Annotated in this window: 19 protein-coding genes and 1 other annotated feature; of the genes, 3 read left to right on the forward strand and 16 right to left on the reverse strand. The window is 44.1% G+C overall.

Annotated elements, in window-relative coordinates; translation table 11 throughout:
- Window positions 1-77: 77 nt before the first annotated feature.
- Window positions 78-347 (reverse strand): DUF3165 family protein, encoded by a 270-nt coding sequence (locus MK370_RS04370; protein ID WP_002929675.1) that lies wholly within the window; start codon window positions 345-347, stop codon window positions 78-80.
- Between the two features lie 23 nt (window positions 348-370).
- The gene (typA, locus tag MK370_RS04375) at window positions 371-2,218 is read right to left on the reverse strand and encodes a translational GTPase TypA (RefSeq protein ID WP_268684305.1); all 1,848 of its coding nucleotides are present in this window, start codon (window positions 2,216-2,218) and stop codon (window positions 371-373) included.
- A gap of 179 nt (window positions 2,219-2,397) precedes the next feature.
- Here typA and MK370_RS04380 point away from each other — a divergent pair, with 179 nt between their 5' ends.
- Entirely contained in the window at window positions 2,398-3,123 is a 726-nt protein-coding gene (locus MK370_RS04380) for a pseudouridine synthase (RefSeq protein WP_268684306.1), read from the forward strand.
- Window positions 3,124-3,187: 64 nt separating this feature from the next.
- On the opposite strand, the gene MK370_RS04385 is transcribed toward MK370_RS04380, so the two are convergent.
- The 3 genes from MK370_RS04385 to MK370_RS04395 form a co-directional block, all read right to left on the reverse strand.
- Entirely contained in the window at window positions 3,188-3,568 is a 381-nt protein-coding gene (locus MK370_RS04385) for a rhodanese-like domain-containing protein (RefSeq protein WP_002900929.1), read from the reverse strand.
- A 1-nt stretch (window position 3,569) separates the two neighbouring features.
- A complete protein-coding gene (locus MK370_RS04390; protein ID WP_002898045.1) occupies window positions 3,570-3,788 on the reverse strand; it encodes a YqgQ family protein in 219 nt (72 codons plus the stop codon).
- Window positions 3,789-3,879: 91 nt separating this feature from the next.
- A complete protein-coding gene (locus tag MK370_RS04395; RefSeq protein WP_268684307.1) occupies window positions 3,880-4,395 on the reverse strand; it encodes a Dps family protein in 516 nt (171 codons plus the stop codon).
- Window positions 4,396-4,561: 166 nt separating this feature from the next.
- Between MK370_RS04395 and MK370_RS04400 the strand changes: the two genes are divergently transcribed.
- Complete coding sequence (locus MK370_RS04400; RefSeq protein WP_268684308.1) at window positions 4,562-5,218, forward strand: prepilin peptidase; 657 nt, start codon at window positions 4,562-4,564, stop codon at window positions 5,216-5,218.
- 53 nt (window positions 5,219-5,271) lie between these two features.
- On the forward strand, window positions 5,272-5,964 hold the full coding sequence (locus tag MK370_RS04405) for an EcsC family protein (RefSeq protein WP_268684309.1): 693 nt from the start codon (window positions 5,272-5,274) through the stop codon (window positions 5,962-5,964).
- 39 nt (window positions 5,965-6,003) lie between these two features.
- Here the strand turns inward: MK370_RS04405 and trpA are convergent, their stop codons facing one another.
- The 11 genes from trpA to MK370_RS04460 form a co-directional block, all read right to left on the reverse strand.
- Window positions 6,004-6,783, reverse strand: a complete 780-nt coding sequence (gene trpA, locus MK370_RS04410; RefSeq protein WP_268684310.1) for a tryptophan synthase subunit alpha — start codon at window positions 6,781-6,783, stop codon at window positions 6,004-6,006.
- Window positions 6,776-7,999 (reverse strand): tryptophan synthase subunit beta, encoded by a 1,224-nt coding sequence (gene trpB / locus MK370_RS04415; RefSeq protein ID WP_268684311.1) that lies wholly within the window; start codon window positions 7,997-7,999, stop codon window positions 6,776-6,778. The genes trpA and trpB (MK370_RS04415) overlap by 8 nt, the downstream gene beginning before the upstream one ends.
- Window positions 7,989-8,576, reverse strand: a complete 588-nt coding sequence (locus tag MK370_RS04420; RefSeq protein ID WP_268684312.1) for a phosphoribosylanthranilate isomerase — start codon at window positions 8,574-8,576, stop codon at window positions 7,989-7,991. Before MK370_RS04420 ends, trpB (MK370_RS04415) begins: the two co-directional genes overlap by 11 nt.
- Window positions 8,563-9,330, reverse strand: coding sequence for an indole-3-glycerol phosphate synthase TrpC (gene trpC, locus MK370_RS04425; protein ID WP_268684313.1), 768 nt, complete (start codon window positions 9,328-9,330; stop codon window positions 8,563-8,565). The genes MK370_RS04420 and trpC overlap by 14 nt, the downstream gene beginning before the upstream one ends.
- Entirely contained in the window at window positions 9,327-10,331 is a 1,005-nt protein-coding gene (trpD, locus tag MK370_RS04430) for an anthranilate phosphoribosyltransferase (RefSeq protein ID WP_268684314.1), read from the reverse strand. The genes trpC and trpD overlap by 4 nt, the downstream gene beginning before the upstream one ends.
- A 10-nt stretch (window positions 10,332-10,341) precedes the next feature.
- Complete coding sequence (locus MK370_RS04435) at window positions 10,342-10,905, reverse strand: aminodeoxychorismate/anthranilate synthase component II (RefSeq protein WP_268684315.1); 564 nt, start codon at window positions 10,903-10,905, stop codon at window positions 10,342-10,344.
- The gene (trpE, locus tag MK370_RS04440) at window positions 10,902-12,260 is read right to left on the reverse strand and encodes an anthranilate synthase component I (RefSeq protein WP_268684316.1); all 1,359 of its coding nucleotides are present in this window, start codon (window positions 12,258-12,260) and stop codon (window positions 10,902-10,904) included. Before trpE ends, MK370_RS04435 begins: the two co-directional genes overlap by 4 nt.
- Before the next feature lie 403 nt (window positions 12,261-12,663).
- Window positions 12,664-13,845, reverse strand: coding sequence for a tryptophan synthase subunit beta (trpB, locus tag MK370_RS04445; protein WP_268684317.1), 1,182 nt, complete (start codon window positions 13,843-13,845; stop codon window positions 12,664-12,666).
- Between the two features lie 62 nt (window positions 13,846-13,907).
- Window positions 13,908-14,143: a binding site (T-box leader), on the reverse strand.
- Between the two features lie 69 nt (window positions 14,144-14,212).
- Window positions 14,213-14,752 carry a VanZ family protein gene (locus MK370_RS04450; protein ID WP_268684318.1) on the reverse strand — a complete coding sequence of 180 codons (540 nt, stop codon included), beginning with the start codon at window positions 14,750-14,752 and terminating at the stop codon, window positions 14,213-14,215.
- Window positions 14,739-15,827 (reverse strand): 23S rRNA (adenine(2503)-C(2))-methyltransferase RlmN, encoded by a 1,089-nt coding sequence (rlmN, locus tag MK370_RS04455; RefSeq protein ID WP_268684319.1) that lies wholly within the window; start codon window positions 15,825-15,827, stop codon window positions 14,739-14,741. Before rlmN ends, MK370_RS04450 begins: the two co-directional genes overlap by 14 nt.
- Window positions 15,824-16,402, reverse strand: coding sequence for a YutD family protein (locus tag MK370_RS04460; RefSeq protein WP_268684320.1), 579 nt, complete (start codon window positions 16,400-16,402; stop codon window positions 15,824-15,826). The genes rlmN and MK370_RS04460 overlap by 4 nt, the downstream gene beginning before the upstream one ends.
- Window positions 16,403-16,546: the final 144 nt, after the last annotated feature.

Genomic DNA, 16,546 nt, shown 5'->3' on the forward strand with positions numbered 1-16,546 from the left:
TTGTTTTTGTAAAAATATAGATTAAAAAAAGCAAGAACTCAAAATGTCTGCCCGACTTTCTAAGCTCTTGCTCTTTTTTATTCTTCATCAAAATTCTTTTTTGATTTCTTAGGCGGCTTGAGACGATTAATATCCCGCAAAGCCAAGACGGTCACTACGGATAGGCCAAATCCTACAAAATATTCAGCTGGCAATTGGAAAATCTGAAAAATGCCTAAGCCAAATAAGATAATCAAGGCCACAATCAGTAAAACCATGGTCACAGCATTAACAGTGCCTTTAATACTGGATGGAACAGCAAAAATGTAGAAAAAGAGGATTAAAATTCCAATGATAAGGTAAACCATCTTGCTGCTCCTTTCCTTTTTGCTTATTCAGCTGCAGCTGATTTTTTCTTTTTATTGGCTTTTTCGCGTTCTTGTTTGTTCAAAATTTGCTTGCGCAGACGAATAGATTCTGGCGTTACTTCCATGTACTCATCGTCATTCAAGAATTCTAACGATTCTTCCAAGGTCAAGATGCGCGGCGTCTTGATAACTGCCGTCTGATCCTTGGTAGCAGAACGTACGTTGGTCATTTGTTTAGCCTTGGTGATATTAACAGTCAAGTCATTTTCACGAGAGTTTTCACCGATGATCATTCCTTCGTAAACCTCAGTACCTGGGTTAACAAATATAGTTCCGCGCTCTTCGATAGACATGATAGAATAGGTCGTTGCCTTACCAGCATCGATGGAAACAAGCGCACCACGGTGACGTCCACCAATTTCACCTGGGATGAGCGGCAAGTATTGGTCAAAGGTATGGTTCATGATACCGTAACCACGAGTCATTGACAAGAACTCAGTAGAGTACCCAATCAAACCACGCGCTGGAACAAGGAAGACCAAACGAGTTTGACCATTACCAGTTGAAATCATATCCAACATTTCACCCTTACGTTCAGAAAGGCTTTGGATAACAGATCCTTGGTATTCTTCTGGGGTATCGATTTGCACGCGCTCAAATGGCTCACATTTGACACCGTCGATTTCTTTTACGATAACTTCTGGACGAGATACTTGAAGTTCATAACCCTCACGACGCATGGTTTCGATCAAGATAGACAAGTGCAATTCTCCACGTCCTGAAACAGTCCATTTATCTGGTGAATCAGTCGGGTCAACACGAAGGGAAACGTCTGTTTGCAATTCTGCCTGCAAGCGTTCTTCCACCTTACGAGAAGTTACCCATTTCCCTTCACGACCTGCAAATGGTGAGTTGTTTACCAAGAAGGTCATTTGAAGCGTTGGCTCATCGATATGAAGGATTGGAAGTGGTTCAATGGCATCTGTTGGAGTAATGGTTTCACCAACAAAGATATCTTCCATACCAGAAACGGCAATCAAGTCACCTGCTTTGGCTTCTTGGATTTCACGACGTTCCAAACCAAAGAAACCGAAGAGTTTTGTTACACGGAAGTTCTTGGTTGTACCATCAAGTTTAGAGAGGGTAACTTGGTCCCCAACTTTCACACTACCACGGAAGACACGACCGATACCGATACGACCTACGAAGTCGTTGTAGTCCAAAAGTGACACTTGGAACTGCAAAGGCTCATCTGAGTTGTCTACTGGGGCTGGGATATGATCGATGATGGTGTCAAAGATTGGCACCATTGTTTTTTCTTGATCAGCTGGATCATCTGACAAGGAAGATGTTCCGTTGATAGCTGAAGCATAAACAACTGGGAAATCAAGCTGGTCATCGTCTGCCCCAAGCTCGATGAAAAGTTCCAAGACTTCGTCCACTACTTCTGCTGGACGAGCTGATGGTTTGTCGATTTTGTTAACAACCACGATTGGGACAAGGTCTTGTTCCAAGGCTTTTTTCAATACGAAACGAGTTTGTGGCATGGTTCCTTCGTAGGCATCTACGACCAAGACAACACCGTCAACCATTTTCATGATACGCTCAACTTCTCCACCAAAGTCCGCGTGTCCTGGTGTGTCCATGATGTTGATACGAGTTCCATTGTAAGCAACGGCTGTATTTTTAGCAAGGATCGTAATACCGCGCTCTTTTTCGATATCGTTTGAGTCCATAGCACGCTCTGCCAACTCTGTACGAGCATCAAGAGTTTCAGACTGCTTCAATAATTCGTCAACAAGGGTTGTTTTTCCGTGGTCAACGTGGGCGATAATCGCAATGTTACGGATATCTTCTCTTAATTTTGTCATGATTTCCTCTGAATTTTTAAATTTTATTTCTAACTGAACAATTATACCACAGACGCAGGCAAAAAACACGGCTTTGATAAGTGTAAATGTTTTCATTAAAAAATATGGGAGCTGCATGAGTATTTGCATTTCCTATCCTGAAAATTTATGATATGATTTAGAAAAAACAAGGAAAACAGATGCGCCTCGACCAACTGCTAGCTGCCAATCATATCAGCCGAAAAAAGATGAAACAAAGCCTTTTACAAAAACAGATTTTTGTGGATGGTAAGCCCGCCTGCAAACTCAGCCAAAACGTTGACACCGGCCTGCAGCAGATTACTTTTCAAGGAAAACAGGTCAGCGGTCCTGTCCACCGTTACTACATGCTGAATAAACCCACAGGTGCAGTCTCTGCCAATCGCGACGCTGAAAAATTGACTGTTCTGGATTTGCTGGACAAGGAGGTAGAGAAAGAAAATCTTTACTCTATCGGACGGCTAGATAGAGATACTGAGGGGCTTCTTCTGATTACCGATAATGGTCCCTTGGGATTTCAACTGCTGCACCCTCAATACCATGTTGAAAAAACTTACTATGTAGAAGTCAATGGCCCTTTAACCCCTCAGGAAAAAATTTCCTTTCAAGAAGGCATTCGCTTTTTAGACGGCACCATCCGTCAGCCCGCCCAGCTCACTATCCTCTCTACCAGCTCTAGTCTGAGCCGAGCTACCGTCAAGATTTCCGAGGGGAAATTCCACCAGATCAAAAAGATGTTTCTGGCAGTTGGTGTTAAGGTTACTTATCTCAAGAGAATTCAGTTTGGGGATTTTACATTAGACCCAGACCTAGCAACAGGTGATTACCGTTCTTTAAACCAAGAAGAATTAGGGATTATTAAAAAATATTTGAAGAAAAGTTGGTAAAACAAAAAAAGCTTTAAAAATAAAGCTTTTTTCTTAATTCCTATATCCGTTCATGAATGTTTTATCAGCTAGCTTTCACCTTGCCGTTCCAAGAATCCAACCCATAAGAAAGAATATAGATTTCTTTAAATCCTTGTTTTTTCAGATACAGAGCCGCATTGGTTACGCGCTGCCCACGACTATTTTCATAGAGGAGAACAGCCTTGTCCTTGCGAAGTGCACCGACACTATCCTTCAGCTGCTGAGATGGAATATTGCGAGCGCCTAAGATATGCTTCCGGTGAAAATCAGATGGATCCCGCAGATCAACCAACTGCCCTTGGCGAATCAAGTCTTCAAATTCCCCGTTATCCACGATTTTTGCTGCCTGACGAAGGCGCAGATAATTAAAGCCCATCCAGCCAATTATTCCTAAAAGTACCGCCCACAAAATCCAAATTGTCATCTCAAGTCTCCTTTTTCTTTTCTAAATATTCTAACTCTAAGCGATGTTCTCGGCGTAAGACAGCCTCTGCCTCAAAATAAGCTAGCTTATCCATTAGACCAGCATCATAAATTCTCTTCAGCTCGATTTTCATCATCTCAATATCGTAAAGGCGCTTGCCCATATAGATAATGATTCCGAAACTTTTAAGAAATTGCTGAACATCATACAGGGTTTTCATGAGCTATATTTTATCAGATTTTCCAGCGCTTTTCAAGATGAAAAAACAGAAAGAAAAGCCTGTTTCCTTTCTGTTTGACATGGATAACTTTTTATAAACCTGGTGCTTGACCAATTTCAGCTGTCAGCATCCAGATAGTCTTTTCAAGGTCTGCCTTGGCACCGACAAAGATATCATTGGTTACATCGTCCCCTTCTTCGTCTGTTACATCCAAAGCTTCTTGGTAAAGCCCTGTCAGATAACGGAAAATCTCAATCACACGCGCCAGGCTTTCTTCTACATCCTTGCTGAATTCACCAGCTTTTTCTTCGATCTTGCTGTATTGGATAAACTCGGTTAACGTAGAATAAGGCTTGCCTCCCAGTGTAATCAAGCGCTCGCTGACTTCATCCAAAGTTGTATCCAAAGTTTCCATGTATTCATCCATTTTTGGATGCCAAACCATGAAGCCTGCGCCACGCATATACCAGTGAACTTGGTGAAGAGCGATATGAGCTGTATAAAGGTCTGCCACTACTTGATTAAGAATAGCCTTAGTCTTTGGCAAAGCCTTTTGATTGCTGAAAGTTGCTACGTCAGTTGCTGCACCATTTTTTACTTGTGTCATTGTATTTACCTCGTTTTTATTTATAATGATTCTAATCTTTTTAGATTATGGTTTAATTATAATGTTTCTAAATAAGAAAGTCAAGACAAAAGTTTCAAAAAAAGACTTTATTAGAAAAGTTGCAAAATTTCAGAATTTTTCTGTTTAAAATTACGAATAAATAAGTATGATTCACCTATACTTTTTTATCGTTGGTACTGTCTTTGCCTCATTCCTAGGCTTGGTCATCGACCGCTTCCCAGAGCAGTCTATCATCGCTCCAGCTAGCCATTGCAATGCCTGCGGGAAAAGACTAGCCCCGCGTGATTTGATTCCTATTTTTTCTCAAATCTTAAATCTTCTTCGTTGCCGCTTCTGTGGAGACAAGATTCCCTTACGCTATTTATTTTTTGAATGTATCTTGGGCGGTCTTTTTCTAGCAACTTCGCTTGGCACTATTTCCATCAGTCAACTCCTGCTACTCACCATGGGCTTGACCCTAGCCATCTACGATCAAAGAGAGCAACAATACCCTTTGATGGTCTGGCTGGTTTTCCAGCTTTTGCTGATGATGACAGCGAGCGTCAATCTTCTCGTACTCTTCTTTTTAGCCCTAGGACTTCTAGCCTTCTTTTATAATCTTTACATCGGCGCTGGAGACTTTCTCTTTCTGGCGTCCTGCTCAGCCATTTTTAGCCTAACAGAAATTCTCATTCTTATCCAAATCGCTAGCTTCTCCGGTCTCGCCTGTTTTTGCTTTAAAAAGAAAAAAGACAGGCTAGCATTTGTGCCTTGTCTTTTGTTTGGTGTATTTGCTGTTTTAATTTTTAAATGTATTGTGTAATTCGTAAAAGTACTATATAATGAAAGCAGATTATTTATTAAGAGGATTTTATTATGAAATTAGAATTACCAAAATCAAAATTAAAAATGCCTAACATTGATGAAAAATCGATGTTAAAAGTTCTTGACTGGACTTATGAAACTACAATTAATGGTATCCCTGGTCAAAAGACTATAGAAGAACTAGCTGCTGATTATTTGAAGCATGATGATATAGAGACTGCAATTTCAAAGATGATTACTTATCAAACTTCAAAAGCCGGAATATCTGGTTTCGTTACTGGATTTGGGGGAATATTAACAATGCCGGTAACTATTCCAGCCAATATAACTTCTGTTATTTTAGTTCAAATGAGAATGATTGCTACTATAGCTTATATGAGAGGATACGATTTAAAGAGTGATCAAGTTCAAACGTTTGTTTATGCTTCATTAACTGGAACATCTGTTGCTGATATTGCAAAGAAAGCTGGAATTATTATTGCAAATAAAATGGCAACTGGAGTAATTAAAAAAATCCCTGGGAAAGTACTAACAAAAATTAATCAGGCGGTTGGTTTTAGATTGGTAACCAAATTTGGGACTAAAGGAGCTGTGAATTTAGGAAAAATGGTTCCTATTGCTGGTGCTCTTATAGGCGGAGTTGTGGATACCGCATCAACTCAAATCATTGCGAAAAATGCTTTAAAAACCTTTACTCCTAAAGGAATTAACATAGGAGACGGTACAATTATTGATATCAAATAAAGAAAATGAGGTTCTTTCTATCGAACCTCATTTTCTTCTTTATTTCTTATAAGCTGCTGCTTCTTGGATAAAGGCTGCTATACTGGCGTCCTTTTCATGAAGAGCTTTGACAATCTTAGATCCGACAATGACTCCGTCTGAGACTTGATTGAAGCGATAAACATCCTCTAAAGTTGAAACGCCAAAACCTGTCAATACTGGAATATCTGCAATATCATGGAGCTTGCTCAAATGCTGGTCCAAATCATTGCGGTAGCTTCCGCTCTTACCTGTCACACCGTTGATGGCTACAGCATAGATAAAACCGTCAGCCTCCTTAATTAGCTCCTGCTGACGTTCTAGTCCAGTCGTAAGGCTCACTAAAGGAACTAGAGCGATATCTGAATCTTCCAGCAGAGGCAGAATAAAGTCCCTGTGCTCATAGGGCAGATCCGGAATAATCAATCCTTTAACCGGTGTCCTAGCCAAATCCTTGACAAAATCTTTAAGGCCGTACTGGAAAATAGGATTGAAGTAGGTCATGATAATGAGAGGCAGCTGAGTGTCCAAATTCTGCAAGCTTGCGACTAAAGACTTGGCCGAAGTATGGTGGCCCAGACTTCTTAGACCGGCTTCTTCAATCACTGGTCCATCTGCAACAGGATCTGAAAATGGCAGACCGATTTCAATGGCTGACACACCCAAGTTTTCCAAAAATGAGATAGTTTCTGCTAATCCTGCCAAACCTTTCTCGTGATCACCGGCCATGATATATGGAAGGAAAATTCCCTTACCTGCTTTTTTGACGGCCTCTAAATGCTGAGTGAGTGTTTTAGTCATGGGCACCTCCTTTTTGAGCCGTTTCTCTTTCCAAGCGTTCCTTTACCTGAACGACATCCTTGTCACCACGGCCGGATAGGCAGACAATCATTGATTTATCTGGTCCCAACTCCTTAGCCAGCTTAACTGCGTAAGCAATAGCGTGACTAGACTCTAGAGCAGGGATAATCCCTTCGATACGAGACAGGAGCTGGAAGGCTTCCAAGGCTTCTTCATCTGTGATTGGGACATAAGTGGCGCGCTTGATAGCATTAAAATGAGAATGTTCAGGACCGATGCCCGGATAGTCCAGCCCAGCAGAGATAGAGAAAGCTTCCAGAATCTGCCCTTGCTCATCCTGCAAGACATCCATCAAGGCACCGTGCAAAACACCCGGCCGGCCCTTGGTTAAGGTCGCAGCGTGTTCATCTGTATCCACGCCCCGCCCAGCTGCTTCTGTTCCATACATAGCCACTGTACTATCGTCTACAAAGGGATAAAAGAGTCCAATAGCATTGGAACCACCGCCAACGCAGGCTACTAAAGCATCTGGCAGGGCACCTGCATTTTGCTCAGCAAACTGGCGCTTGGCCTCACGCCCAATCACGCTCTGATAGTCGCGGACAATCTCTGGGAAAGGATGAGGTCCTAAAGCTGAGCCCATAATATAGTGAGTATCATCCACCTGAGCCACCCAAGCTCGCAAGGCAGCGTTGACTGCATCCTTGAGGACTCGAGAGCCATCGGTCACAGACTCCACCTTGGCTCCAAGAAGTTCCATCCGAAAGACATTAAGAGCTTGGCGCTTGACGTCTTCTTCGCCCATGTAGATAGTACAATCCATGTTAAAAAGGGCTGCAGCTGTGGCCGTGGCTACTCCGTGCTGACCTGCACCAGTCTCCGCAATGATTTTCTTCTTGCCCATCCGCTTGGCTAATAGGACTTGTCCTAAGGCATTATTGATTTTATGAGCCCCGGTATGGTTGAGGTCTTCCCGCTTCAGATAAATCTTAGCACCGCCAGCATAGGCTGTTAGATTCTTAGCAAAATAGAGAGGATTTTCTCGCCCTACATACTGCTTCAGCAACTCGTCCAGCTCAGCCTGAAAGGCTGGGACTTTTTTACTCTCACGGTAGGCTTTATCCAATTCCAAAACTGCTGTCATCAGCGTTTCGGGAACAAAGCGCCCGCCAAACTCACCATAAAATCCTTCTTGATTGGGTTGATTATATGCCATGTTTCACTCTTTCTATAAATTCTTTTATCTTTTTTAAATCCTTCTGGCTATCCGTCTCGACCCCGCTTGAGACATCAACTGCGTAAGGTGCGAAGTGCTGAATAGCTTCTCGGACATTTCCTGCATTCAAACCACCAGCGATAAAGAAGGGCTGGTGGATTTGATTCTTGTCAAAAGATTGCCAGTCAAAGGTCTGACCACTACCAGCAAGTGGTGCATCAAAGAGCAGGTAGTCCGACTGTTGGCAGACATCTTTTAACACTCCCTTGACCTGATAAGCTCGAATAACCGGTCGGCCAATCTGTGTCAGAAGTTCTTCATCAAAATCGCCATGAATCTGCACCAAATCCAGATTTGCCACTGAAATAGCTTCCTGCAGCTCCGACAAGCTAGGAGAGACGAAAACTCCCACCTTTCGGACAGCAGGCGGCACCAAGGCAGCTAGCTTCTGAGTTTGCTCCAAACTAACCCTCCGACGGCTCTCAGCAAAAACAAAACCAATGTAGTCTGCACCAGCCTTGCATGCCGTCTCCACAGCGCTGGCCGTTGATAAGCCGCAAATCTTAACCTTTGTCAATTTTCAGCTCCTTGATTTTTTCTGCCACATCCTCTGCCTGCATCAAAGCAGTTCCGACTAAAACCGCATGGAAATAAGGAGCTACCAGCTCAGCATCTTCCTTGCTGAAAATAGCCGACTCTGATACGTAAGCCCTGTCATCTTTGAAATGGGCAGACAGCTGGAGACTTGTATTGATATCTGTCTCAAAAGTGACTAAATTGCGGTTATTGACACCGATAATCCTAGCTCCTATTCTATGGGCAATTTCCAGCTCCGCCAGATTATGGGTTTCGACCAGAACTTCCAAGCCTAAACCCGTCGCAAAATCATAGAGCTCTTGCAGCCGTTTTTCAGACAAGGCAGCCACGATCAAGAGAATAACTGTCGCTCCGGCATTGCGGGCGCGAACAATCTGTTTTTCATCAATGATAAAGTCTTTATCGAGGGTTGGAATAGTCACTTGACTGGAAATCTCTCTCAGGTAATCCAGATGTCCTTTGAAGAAAATCTCATCTGTCAGGACCGAAATCATGGCTGCACCGCATCGTTCATAGGTGCGAGCCTGCTCCACAATATTCACACCGAGATTAATATCTCCCAGACTTGGACTGGCTTTTTTGACCTCAGCAATCAGCTGCAGCTCTTGAGGGTGGTTTTTGAGATAGTTATAGAGAGAATAGGTCGAGCGCAGGGGCTGCAGCTCTTCATAGGACATAGCCGCCACTTCCTGCTCTTTTTGCTTTAGAATGGTTGGGAGAAATTCTTTACTCATTTCTGATACTCCTGTAGTTGCTTGAGTTTTTCATAGGCTGCACCGCTGGCAATCACTTGGCGGGCCAAAGCTATTCCTTCTTCTATACTGTCTGATTTTCCATTAGCATAAAATCCCAATCCAGCATTCAGAACTGTCGTTTCTAAATAAGGACTGGCTTGATTTTGCAGGACTGATAGCAGAATTTCTGCATTTTCCTTGGCATTGCCCCCACGAATCGCTTCAAGAGCTATCTCTTCCATGCCAATATCTGACGGCAGAAAGCTGTGCAGACTGATTTGCCCATTTTCCAGCAGAGCATACTGGGTACGGCCATGAAGACCGGCCTCGTCTAGACCATCTGGACCTGACACGACCACCGCACGCTTGCGGCCCATATTTTTCAAAACTTCTGCTGTACTCTCTAGTATATCCGGCCGACTGGTTCCTAAAAGCTGAGTTTCTAGACTCATGGGATGGATAAGCGGACCAGTTAGGTTCATAATGGTGGGAATGCCGAGGCTAAGCCGGGCTGGCATGATGTATTTCATAGCCGGATGCATATTCTTTGCAAAGAGAAAGACGATACCTGTCTGCTCAAAAACCTTGCCCAAGCTAGCAGCGTCCAAGTCTAGATTGATACCCAGAGCTTCTAACACATCAGCTGAACCTGACTTAGAAGAAATGGAGCGATTGCCGTGCTTGGCCATCTTAATCCCGCCACCTGCCAGTACAAAAGCTGCTGTAGTCGAAACATTGAAGCTGAAAGACTTGTCTCCGCCGGTACCGCAATTGTCCATAGCAGTGCGAATAGTGGTCGGAATCTGCTTAGCATGGCCTCGCATTACCTGAGCCAAAGCCGTTCGTTCCTCAATCGTCTCCCCCTTCATCTTGAGTCCCAGTAAAAAGGCTACAATTTGAGACTCTGTCACCCGTCCGGTGACAATACGCTCAATCACATCTGTCATCTCAGCTCTGCTTAAATCCTTAAAATCAGCTAGTTTTGCAATAATCTCTTTCATATATCCTCCTTTACTTTACTAAGTCGATAAAATTCTTGATAGACGACAAGCCGTCCGGCGTGCCAATGCTTTCTGGATGATACTGAAAACCATAAATGGGCAAGCTCTTATGCTGGATAGCCATGATTGAGTTGTCATCAACCGCTCGAGCTGTCACTTCAAAGTCCTCTGGCATCTCCTCAATCAAAATCGAATGATAGCGCATGACTGGCTGCCCATCCTCTAGCCCCTCATAGATAGGAGATTTACCCTCAAAGCGCAGAACACTTTGCTTGCCGTGCATGACCTTGGGAGCCAAACCTAGCTTTCCGCCAAATACTTCTGCAATGGCTTGGTGCCCCAAGCAAATCCCCAATATCGGCTTTTTACCAGCAAAATCGCGGATAAGCTCTTCCATCCGTCCTGCATCTGCTGGCCAGCCTGGACCCGGAGACAGAACCAAGGCATCCGCTTCTTCTGCCGCTTGATAAAGACCTGCATCATCATTTCGCAAGACCTTGACTTCTGCGAAATTGCCGATATACTGGGCTAGATTGTAAGTAAAAGAATCATAATTATCAATCAATAAAATCATTGCATCTCTCCTATCTTGGTCATTGATTTGGCTTTGTTGATGGTTTCTTGGTATTCGTTGACAGGGATCGAGTCATAAACAATACCCGCTCCAGCTTGAACGTAAGCTCTGCCATTTTTCAAAATCATGGTTCGGATAGCAATGGCAAAATCCATATCCCCTGTCGCAGACAGATAGCCGATAGCCCCCGCATACACGCCACGTTTTTCCTGTTCCAGCTCATAGATTCGCTTCATGGCCCGAATCTTAGGCGCGCCCGAGACGGTGCCGGCCGGCAGGGTTGACTTGAGTGCATCCATGGCCGTCAGTTGAGACAAAAGCTGACCACGAACTACACTGGTCAGGTGCATGACATAGCGGAAATACTCCACTTCCATGTACTTAGTGACTTCCACGCTGTTATTCTGGGCAATTTTACCGATATCATTACGCCCCAAATCAACTAACATACGGTGTTCCGCCACTTCCTTCTCGTCAGCCAGCAGCTCCTCTGCCAAGGCTTTATCCTCTCTCTCATCCTTCCCACGCGGTCTGGTCCCAGCGATAGGATTGGTCGTAACCTGACCCTGCTTGACAGACACTAGACTCTCTGGGCTGGCTCCGATAATCTGATAATCTCCGAAATCATAAAAGTAGAGATAGTTGGAAGGATTGGTCACACGCAGATTGCGATAGTAATCCAGTGGCCTACCAGAATACTCTGCTGAAAAACGCTGACTGAGCACACATTGGAACATATCTCCCTGCCGAATCAAGCTGCGCGCTTCCTCCACCATTTTTTCAAAAGCTGTCTGCTCGATGTGACTCTGGAAGTTCAAACTGGACAGTTCCAGTGGTGAAAATTCATCTGCTGCAGGCTGCGCCAGCTCAGTCATGATTCGCTCCAGACTAGTAGCCAAATCAGCTTCGCTTCTATCACTGTAGAGCGCCTCCTCAAGGATATAGACCTTATCTTTTTTATGATCAAAAACTATGTAACTCTCATAAACGAAAAAGTGCATATCCGGCGTTCCAATCACATCAGCTGGAATCTGGCCAATCTCCTCATAGAGTGAAATCATATCATAGCCGACAAAACCGATGGCTCCACCACCAAAAGGCAGGTCTGAATGATGGCCTTTTTTTACGGCCAACTCATGAAGATAGTCCAAGGGATCTTCCTCAATTACTTGCCCATTCTTTGTTAAACGGCCATTTTCATAGCGAACTTCAAAGACTGGATTATAGGCTAGGATAGAAAAGCGGGCTGTTTCGCTATCTCTCGGAATACTCTCCAAAATCACCTTGTGGTCGCCCTGAATCCGCATATAAGCCAGAATCGGTGATAAAATATCAGCTGGTAAAATCTTTTGCATATTTTTTCTTTCTATTTAAATCAGACGCGTTTTAGGAGGAGCAATCTGCTAGTTATGACTTCATTCGCAAGAACAGATAGCACCTGTTCACTGATATAACTTGCTCCAGAACTACAGAAAAACGCCCGCACAGTTCATCCTGTGAGGGCGTGTCATCGCGGTGCCACCTCAGTTATGGAGTTTTCAGGCTCCACATCTCATTTACCTATTTACAGTCATTTAGATCCCTTTTAGTGCAAGTCAGTATACTGGTTTACAGCAAACCATGCTAACAAAGTAATGAAAGAGCAACTAAATGACAAAATGTTGACTCCAACAGCCCATTTCATAACTTCTCCTGCCTGTTTACAGCAACCACAGACTCTCTTAAAGGAGGGATGTTACTACTCTTCTGCTGGGTATTTTATTTTCGTTTTTCTAGATAGTCGGCAACGGCTGCCACATCCTTGTCTCCACGACCAGATACGTTGATAATGATGATTTGGTCAGATGACAGTTGCGGAGCTCTCTTGATAGCTTCAGCAATGGCATGGGAGCTTTCGATTGCCGGCAAAATTCCTTCCTTTTGTGTCAAGAGAAGCAAGGCATCCACAGCTTCATCATCTGTCGCGGCTACGTATTCTACTCGACCAGAATCTTTAAAGAAAGCATGTTCGGGACCAACTCCAGGATAGTCCAAGCCTGCTGAAATGGAGTAAACCGGTGCTACCTGACCATCTTCAGCAAAGACAGCGTAAGTCTTCATACCGTCCACTACTCCGACGCTTCCCTTGGTCATGGTCGCTGCATGCTGGTCTGTGTCAAGACCCCGTCCAGCCGCTTCAACTCCCACTAACTTAACTTCTTCATCTGCCACATACTGAGAGAATGCACCGATAGCATTGGAGCCACCGCCTACGCAGGCAATAACATAGTCTGGCAAGCGACCTTCCTTGTCCAAAATCTGACGGCGTGATTCTTCACTGATCACCTTTTGGAACTCATGGACAATGGTCGGATAGGGGTGAGGTCCGACAGCCGAACCCAAAACATAGAAGGCTTCCAAATCACTCATCCAAGCTCCAAAGGCTGCATCCACAGCATCCTTGAGGGTTTTGGTGCCTGTTTCCACAGCATGAACAGTCGCACCCATCATTTCCATGCGGAAAACATTGAGGCGCTGGCGTTCTACATCCTCTGCACCCATGTAAACATCGCACTTCATACCAAACTTAGCTGCGGCTGCCGCAGTTGCTACACCATGCTGACCAGCTCCAGTTTCAGCGATGACTCGGGTCTTGCCCATGCGCTTAGCTAGAAGAATCTGCCCCAAAACATTATTGAGCTTATGCGAGCCTAGATGATTGAGATCTTCCCGCTTCAGATAAATCTTCGCTCCACCCAGATGCTGGGTCAGACTTTCTGCAAAGTAGAGCGGGGTTTCCCGACCTGAATAATCCGCCAAATAATGTCGGTATTCCTTTAAAAATTCTGGGTCATCCTTATACTTCTCAAAAGTCACTTCCAATTCATCCAGCAAGGTTTGGATAGGCTCTGGTACAAAGGAGCCGCCGAATTGTCCAAAATATCCTTTAGTTTCTGTCATCTTATTTGCCTCTTTTCTTTATTTTCAAACAAAACAAAAGCCCACACACAGAAAAAACTCTGTGTGAGGGCGTAAAATCGCGGTGCCACCTCAATTATGGAGCAAAGTATAGACTGCCTCCATATCTCTGTCTTGTCTAACAACAAGCTGCACTGTAAGGTGTGCTCACCGAATTTTTATTGCTTCAAATTCATTTTTTCCATCAGCCCACTTCATAACCTTCCACTGCCTGTTTCCACCAACCACAGGCTCCCTGAAAGTAGAAAAAATTATTACTTTTCTGATGATTTATTTTATTATAGGCCTTTCCCTTTTTCTTGTCAAGAAAAAATTTAATTTTTTCTCCCAAACCCGAACCTTTCTCTCGCTAATCTCTTTTGAAAGCGTCGCCTTGGCGATTTTTCCAGATTTTTTGACCAAGCTGAAAAGCCCGCCAAGCCAGATAGCCACCCAAAGTATTGGTCCAGAGATCATCAATCTCAAAAACTCGATTGGCGTTGATAAGAAGATCCAGCAGAATCTGAGTCACTTCGATAGACAGACTCATCCCAAAGCTCAGCCATACAACCTTCTTGGTCTTCCGCAATTTCGGAAAGAGGTAAAGCAATTGAAAGATTAAGGGCGACAGCAGAAAGATATTGGCTAGATTTTGGATAAAGACCTTGACCAGCTGGAGCCAAGAAGTAATCTCGCCAATATTGACAAAGGAATTAAAAGGGATTAACAAAACCACTATTCGGCCAAAATACTGGATTCCCGGCGTTTCCATTCCTGGCTCTGGCACCTGAGGAATAAAGCACAAAATGCAAAGCATCAAGAAATAGAGCCAGCTTCCCCCTACCAGCAATTTCCGTCCCTTAGCTGTCAGCTCACCGGCTGAAGTCAGATAGTTCTTAAGGCTGAACATTTTCTACCAATGCTTTCTCGCGATCCCGCTTCATAGTATTGGAACGCAGCTGACCGCAGGCTGCATCAATATCCGTTCCATGTTCCTGACGAACCACGCAGTTGACTCCGTTTTTCTTGAGGGTATCGTAGAAGGCCATCACGCGCTCTTTGGGACTGCGGCTGTATTGGTCGTGCTCGCTAACGGGGTTGTAAGGAATGAGATTGACATAAGACAGTTTCTTAATGTTCTTGAGCAGCTCAGCCAGCTCCTTGGCCTGCTCTACCCCGTCATTGACTTCATTGAGCATGATGTACTCAAAGGTCACCCGGCGGTTGGTCGTCTCAATATAGTATTCAATAGCTGCAAAAAGCTTTTCGATAGGGAAGGACCGGTTAATCCGCATGATACTGGTCCGCAGATCATTATTCGGGGCATGGAGGGATACAGCTAGATTGACCTGCACACCTTCATTGGCAAAGTCACGAATCTTATGCGCCAGTCCTGAAGTCGAAACCGTGATATGGCGGGCACCGATAGCCAAACCTTTATCATCATTGACCGTCCGGACAAACTTGAGCACATTGTCATAGTTGTCAAAAGGCTCACCGATTCCCATAACCACGATGTGACTGACCCGCTCATCCTGACCACGCTCGTCAAAATACTTTTGAACCAGCATAATCTGAGCTACAATCTCACCGTTATTAAGGTCGCGTTGCTTTTTAATCAAGCCAGAAGCACAGAAGGTACAGCCGATATTGCAGCCAACTTGGGTGGTCACACAGACTGAAAGTCCATAGTGCTGGCGCATGAGCACCGTCTCAATCAGCATACCGTCCGGCAGCTCAAAGAGGTACTTGACCGTACCGTCAGCTGACTCCTGAACAATGCGCTGCTTAAGCGGATTAACGACAAACTGATCATTTAGCTTGGCAATTAAGTCCTTGGATAGATTGGTCATTTCCCCAAAAGACTGGACCCGCTTGCGATAGAGCCACTCCCAAATCTGGGCAGCACGGAATTTCTTTTCTCCCTGAGCTTCCGCCCATTCAATCATTTCCTGACGCGTTAAGCTATAAATAGATGGTTTCATTTTTCTCCTTTATTCTGGCGAATCACAAAATGGCGATTGCTGTCTTTTTGCTTTTTCTGCCTGTCTTGCTGGGAATTGTTGCGGGAGCGCTTATTATCCCTTTTAGAACGACTGTCTCGGTCTCGCTCGCTTCTGCGATTACGACCGCCCGAACGACTGTTGCGAGAACGTTTTGACTGACCTTCTGCCTCTTTCTTGCCATGGGATTTCTTATCAAAGGAAGCGCGCTGGGGATTTGGATTTTCCAAGACAAAATAAGCACAGCCGTAGCTGCAGTACTCCAGCAAATAGTCTTCTAAGCGACTGATTTTCTCATCGCTTTCATTAGCCCGCTCGTCCTTGTAAAAACCACGCAGGCGCAGCTGCTCATTGCCCCAGTCACCGACAATATAGTCAAACTTGGTGAGAATTTCTGAAAAACGCTGATGAAAGGCAGTCAAGTCAAAGCCTTCCTTATAATTCTCAATCAATTCAAACTCGAATTTTTCTGCAACAATCTTGCTGTCAATCTGTTTAAACTCCGGTCCTGGGAATTTATTATAATTATACAATTCAGGTGAAATATCTTTACGCATACTCTTCCTTTAACAATCTTGGATAGTTTATCTACAACACTTTATTTTATCATAAATCAACCAGTATTTCGCGGACTTTTCATCAAAAATATCTTTCTGAAAAAAGTCAGACGATTTAAAGCAGAGAAGACCAGATGATTTTGT

The sequence above is a fragment of the Streptococcus sanguinis genome, assembly GCF_026781265.1.
GTDB classification, from domain to species: Bacteria; Bacillota; Bacilli; order Lactobacillales; family Streptococcaceae; genus Streptococcus; species Streptococcus sanguinis_T.

What these genes read in the sequence shown, in the direction of transcription:
- trpE (WP_268684316.1), bottom strand. Translation starts at nt 12,260, where the DNA reads ATGCAAAAGATTTTACCAGCTGATATTTTATCACCGATTCTGGCTTAT.
- trpB (WP_268684311.1), bottom strand. Translation starts at nt 7,999, where the DNA reads ATGGCATATAATCAACCCAATCAAGAAGGATTTTATGGTGAGTTTGGC.
- MK370_RS04405 (WP_268684309.1), top strand. Translation starts at nt 5,272, where the DNA reads ATGAAATTAGAATTACCAAAATCAAAATTAAAAATGCCTAACATTGAT.
- trpD (WP_268684314.1), bottom strand. Translation starts at nt 10,331, where the DNA reads ATGAAAGAGATTATTGCAAAACTAGCTGATTTTAAGGATTTAAGCAGA.
- trpC (WP_268684313.1), bottom strand. Translation starts at nt 9,330, where the DNA reads ATGAGTAAAGAATTTCTCCCAACCATTCTAAAGCAAAAAGAGCAGGAA.
- MK370_RS04380 (WP_268684306.1), top strand. Translation starts at nt 2,398, where the DNA reads ATGCGCCTCGACCAACTGCTAGCTGCCAATCATATCAGCCGAAAAAAG.
- MK370_RS04385 (WP_002900929.1), bottom strand. Translation starts at nt 3,568, where the DNA reads ATGACAATTTGGATTTTGTGGGCGGTACTTTTAGGAATAATTGGCTGG.
- MK370_RS04390 (WP_002898045.1), bottom strand. Translation starts at nt 3,788, where the DNA reads ATGAAAACCCTGTATGATGTTCAGCAATTTCTTAAAAGTTTCGGAATC.
- trpA (WP_268684310.1), bottom strand. Translation starts at nt 6,783, where the DNA reads ATGACTAAAACACTCACTCAGCATTTAGAGGCCGTCAAAAAAGCAGGT.
- typA (WP_268684305.1), bottom strand. Translation starts at nt 2,218, where the DNA reads ATGACAAAATTAAGAGAAGATATCCGTAACATTGCGATTATCGCCCAC.
- MK370_RS04435 (WP_268684315.1), bottom strand. Translation starts at nt 10,905, where the DNA reads ATGATTTTATTGATTGATAATTATGATTCTTTTACTTACAATCTAGCC.
- MK370_RS04395 (WP_268684307.1), bottom strand. Translation starts at nt 4,395, where the DNA reads ATGACACAAGTAAAAAATGGTGCAGCAACTGACGTAGCAACTTTCAGC.
- MK370_RS04370 (WP_002929675.1), bottom strand. Translation starts at nt 347, where the DNA reads ATGGTTTACCTTATCATTGGAATTTTAATCCTCTTTTTCTACATTTTT.
- trpB (WP_268684317.1), bottom strand. Translation starts at nt 13,845, where the DNA reads ATGACAGAAACTAAAGGATATTTTGGACAATTCGGCGGCTCCTTTGTA.
- rlmN (WP_268684319.1), bottom strand. Translation starts at nt 15,827, where the DNA reads ATGAAACCATCTATTTATAGCTTAACGCGTCAGGAAATGATTGAATGG.
- MK370_RS04460 (WP_268684320.1), bottom strand. Translation starts at nt 16,402, where the DNA reads ATGCGTAAAGATATTTCACCTGAATTGTATAATTATAATAAATTCCCA.
- MK370_RS04450 (WP_268684318.1), bottom strand. Translation starts at nt 14,752, where the DNA reads ATGTTCAGCCTTAAGAACTATCTGACTTCAGCCGGTGAGCTGACAGCT.
- MK370_RS04400 (WP_268684308.1), top strand. Translation starts at nt 4,562, where the DNA reads ATGATTCACCTATACTTTTTTATCGTTGGTACTGTCTTTGCCTCATTC.